The 3,606-nt window shown below is 60.8% G+C and carries 7 protein-coding genes; 6 read left to right on the forward strand and 1 reads right to left on the reverse strand.

Features of this window, described 5'->3' with window-relative positions:
• A partial coding sequence (locus tag AC0L3X_RS46690; protein WP_473317568.1) for a DUF736 domain-containing protein occupies nt 1-153 on the forward strand: 153 nt, incomplete at its 5' end.
• A gap of 64 nt (nt 154-217) precedes the next feature.
• Here the strand turns inward: AC0L3X_RS46690 and AC0L3X_RS46695 are convergent.
• Nucleotides 218-445 (reverse strand): helix-turn-helix domain-containing protein, encoded by a 228-nt coding sequence (locus tag AC0L3X_RS46695; RefSeq protein WP_473317562.1) that lies wholly within the window; start codon nt 443-445, stop codon nt 218-220.
• A 205-nt stretch (nt 446-650) separates the two neighbouring features.
• Between AC0L3X_RS46695 and AC0L3X_RS46700 the strand changes: the two genes are divergently transcribed.
• The 5 genes from AC0L3X_RS46700 to AC0L3X_RS46720 all read left to right on the forward strand — a co-directional run bounded on the left by AC0L3X_RS46700 (nt 651) and on the right by AC0L3X_RS46720 (nt 3,182).
• Complete coding sequence (locus AC0L3X_RS46700; protein WP_473317563.1) at nt 651-923, forward strand: DUF2285 domain-containing protein; 273 nt, start codon at nt 651-653, stop codon at nt 921-923.
• A gap of 166 nt (nt 924-1,089) precedes the next feature.
• A complete protein-coding gene (locus tag AC0L3X_RS46705) occupies nt 1,090-1,284 on the forward strand; it encodes a transcriptional regulator domain-containing protein (protein WP_473317565.1) in 195 nt (64 codons plus the stop codon).
• 178 nt (nt 1,285-1,462) lie between these two features.
• Entirely contained in the window at nt 1,463-1,864 is a 402-nt protein-coding gene (locus AC0L3X_RS46710; protein ID WP_473317566.1) for a DUF2285 domain-containing protein, read from the forward strand.
• A gap of 132 nt (nt 1,865-1,996) precedes the next feature.
• Nucleotides 1,997-2,278, forward strand: a complete 282-nt coding sequence (locus AC0L3X_RS46715; RefSeq protein WP_007594540.1) for a helix-turn-helix transcriptional regulator — start codon at nt 1,997-1,999, stop codon at nt 2,276-2,278.
• A 22-nt stretch (nt 2,279-2,300) separates the two neighbouring features.
• The gene (locus AC0L3X_RS46720) at nt 2,301-3,182 is read left to right on the forward strand and encodes a replication initiator protein A (protein WP_473317567.1); all 882 of its coding nucleotides are present in this window, start codon (nt 2,301-2,303) and stop codon (nt 3,180-3,182) included.
• Nucleotides 3,183-3,606: the final 424 nt, after the last annotated feature.

Genomic DNA, 3,606 nt, shown 5'->3' on the forward strand with positions numbered 1-3,606 from the left:
TGGTCGAAGCGCTCCGACGAAGGCCGCGATTACCTCTCGCTCAAGCTCGACGATCCCTCCTTCAACGCGCCGATCTACGCGAACCTGTTCGACGACGAAGGCGGCGAAGGCTACACCCTGCTCTGGTCACGGCCCCGCAAGAACGGCGAGTAGGACTCGTCCACCGAGCCCCACCCGGATCTCCGGGCGGGGCTCTTCGTCGCTAGCTTGTGGCGGCCTACGATTTGCTAGGCCGCGCAGCCCTCTTGAGGAGGTCGCCCGGTTCGATCCCCAATGCTTCAGCAATTTGTCCGAGCACGGTAACGCTTGCTGATACATCGCCGCGCTCGATGGCGCCGACGTAACGAGCGCTTAATCCAGCGCGTTCGGCCAGTTCCTCTTGCGTCATTTGTAGATCGTGGCGTTTCCGACGCAGGTTTACAGCCATGATCTCTTTGAGATCCATGGCGGTATGGGAACTGAGCCGGAACGATCGTTCTAGGAACGATCGTTCCTATTCGTGTACAAGCATGCTATCGTCTGTGGCGACGCTATGAGCGCGACCGATCTAGGTTGCGATTCCAAAGAATATCCAAAAGTCCAACGGGCAACCGAGGTCTGGATTGCGACCAAACCATGGCGTAGTTTGTTGTCGTTCTAAAGTGGGTATGATGCAGAAACCATCCCTCGATCCAGGCGTCGCAGATGTCGCACCGAATGAGCCGACGCTGACGGCCTATGACGAGCAGCATGTCGTCACGTACATTCGCCTTTTGCAGGCGGAGGGTGAGGGGGCGGACTGGCGCGAAGTGGTTCGAGTGGTCTTGCATATGGACCCAGAGCGAGAGCCGGACCGTGCGCTGAGCGCGTATCAGAGTCATCTTGCGCGCGCCAAATGGGTGACCGAGCAAGCACGCCTTTTACGCAGCAACGGCTCAAAATAGAAGAAAATCTCCAACCAGCGACTTGCGGGCAGAACTATTTTCTTCCCGGAAACCGGTGGTCATTCCGGCGCACCACGTGGTGCCAAACTAGGGGCTTCCTACAACCGCCTCGTTCATACCTATTGCGATGCAATCTTTGTTAGCTGCGTGCAATGGGGCGGAAGCAATGCCTGAATTCGACTGGCGGTCGCCGGATTCCTACAAGAGCCTACAAGACGCTGAAATCACTGACATCGCCTGGGAATGTCTCCGTCGTAACACGGACTATCAGCGCGAATACGAAGCGATGATCGCCAGCAGTCCAGATGGCGAAGTGACCGCGGAATTCAGGAGGAGGTGGGGCATCTGCTTTCGCCCATGACCCGCAGAGGTCCTTCGGCGAGCAGACGATCTTTTGGGCGCCTGAAGTTTTAGCAGCGGTCATTCCAGTCGCGGTAGCCGCCTCGGCTGTTCCTCACAAGTCAGCGTCTCAGTCACTGCTCGATCTTGCAGCCGGCCAAGTGCGCCGCGCGCCTGACGGCTGGCATGCAGTGCTGCGCATGGGCGCGGTCGAACATCGTATCTGGTCCAAAGAGCCGCCGGTTATCGGCGCCTCTTACGTTGCCGAACTACCGTTCGACGACGATCTGGAAGCGCGTGCGTATGCAGCCCGACGGCTCTGGCGTGCGATCAATGGACGCGCGCCAGGCCCTGCCTTTCACCAATTATCAAAACAGCGGCGGGAACGCCTGAGCGCTGCGATTCGTGCACTCGATGCGCACAGCGCCGGAGGTAGCTATCGTACGATCGCCGAGGTGCTGTTCGGCAAAAAGCGCATCCCCGATCGCGCCTGGAAGTCGCACGATCTGCGCAGTCGAACGATCCGCCTGGTGCAAGGCGGCCTCGCGTTGGTACGCGGAGGCTATCGCAAACTTCTGCGGCCGGAGCGCCGGGAGGAATAGGCCTCCGCTTGGGGGTATCGAAAATCGCCCCCTCAATATTCGGCATCCCCCTCCGAGGGCGTGCTTCTCCATGATGACCGCACACACGCCGGCGCCGCCATTTACGGCACGCGATCATCCTGGAGTTCTCAAATGCCCGATCCGATGGCCGGCTTGCCCCCGCGCTTTCTGCGTACACCGGAGGCCGCGCGTTATCTTGGCCTCTCGGGTCGCACGCTTGAGAAGCACCGCACGTACGGTACCGGGCCGACGTATCGGAAGATCGGAGGACGTGTCGTCTACGCCGTGGATGACCTGAAAGCGTGGGCCGACCTCGGAGCCAAGACGTCGACGTCCGATCCTGGCAAGGGCACCGTGCTGCCGGCCAAGAAGCATCCGGTGCTGCGCCCCTATGCCGGCCAGGAACGTCGCTGATTGTCGCGTGAGAGCAGTGACCATGCGGCGCAAACAGCATTCCGAGCGCGACCAACTTGAGCTCTTTCGAGCGCTGCCCGGCGATCTCGCGCCGCGCGACGCGCAGGATCTGATGGCCTATTCGTTCTTTTCGCTGGCGAAGACCAAGCGGGTTGTGCCGATCGAATTCCGTGCGGGTGCGATCGCAATTCGCGTCGAGGCCGTGGCGGAACACGGCATGGCGACCATCTGGGATGCAGATGTTCTGATCTGGGCCGCCTCCCAGATCGGCGAAGCCCGTGACGCCGGCCTGAGGACGTCGCGCCTGATGGCTGCAACGCCCTACGAGATTTTGACCTCTGTCGGCCGCGGCACCAGCGCGCGTGACTATGACCGGCTGAAGGCGGGTCTCGACAGGCTTCAGTCAACGACCGTGCTGACGTCAATCCGTCAACCGGCAGAACGGCGGCGGCATCGTTTCTCCTGGATCAACGAGTGGAAGGAGACGGGGGACGCAAATGGTCGCCCATTTGGACTCGAACTGATCCTGGCTGATTGGTTCTATGCCGGCATCATCGATGACGCGCTCGTGCTCACGATCGACCGCGCGTATTTCGATCTGACGGGCGGACTTGAGCGCTGGCTCTACCGGCTCGTGCGCAAGCACGGTGGGCGTCAGGAGGGTGGCTGGAGCTTTGACCTTGTGCACCTCCACGCCAAGTCCGGCATCCTCTCGCCGCTCAAGCACTTTGCGTATGACGTACGTCAGATCGTCCAGCGCCAGACATTGCCCGGCTATCAGCTCGTGCTCACGCGCGACCCGAACGGCGCCGAGCGGCTGAATTTCGCGCCTGCGCCCGTCAATCCCTTAACGGCACGCCTGCGCCGGCGCGGTTTCATCTCAAATCCGGAGGACAACCTGTGAATCAGCTCGTGCTATCGGGGACCGCAACCCTCGTGCTATCGGGGACCCGATCCTCGTGCTATCGGGGACCGGAATCGAGCTTAAGAGCTTGTTTCTTCGCGCTTTCCGGCCGCTCTAACTTTACTAACATACTGACACTAACTTCTTGTTGTGAATCAGTACGTTGTGAACAAGCCGGTCGTGCGCGCAGCGAGGATGCCTCATGCGCTCACTCTGTCACGCGCAAAGCTTCTCCGCAATGCGATTGCGGTCGCCCATCTGCGCGCGCGAACGCGATCGCGCGCAAATCTTCGCGATCGTTGGCGTCGACGTCATCGCCTGGTGCGCGTCACGTCCTTTTGCAGCCGCTCGCTCGTCGAGGAGAACTCGCTAACATCCGTGGTTGGCACGATGGCCACCACAAGCCGGAATCTGAGGAAAGGGC

Source organism: Bradyrhizobium sp. MI1.7 (assembly GCF_055811795.1).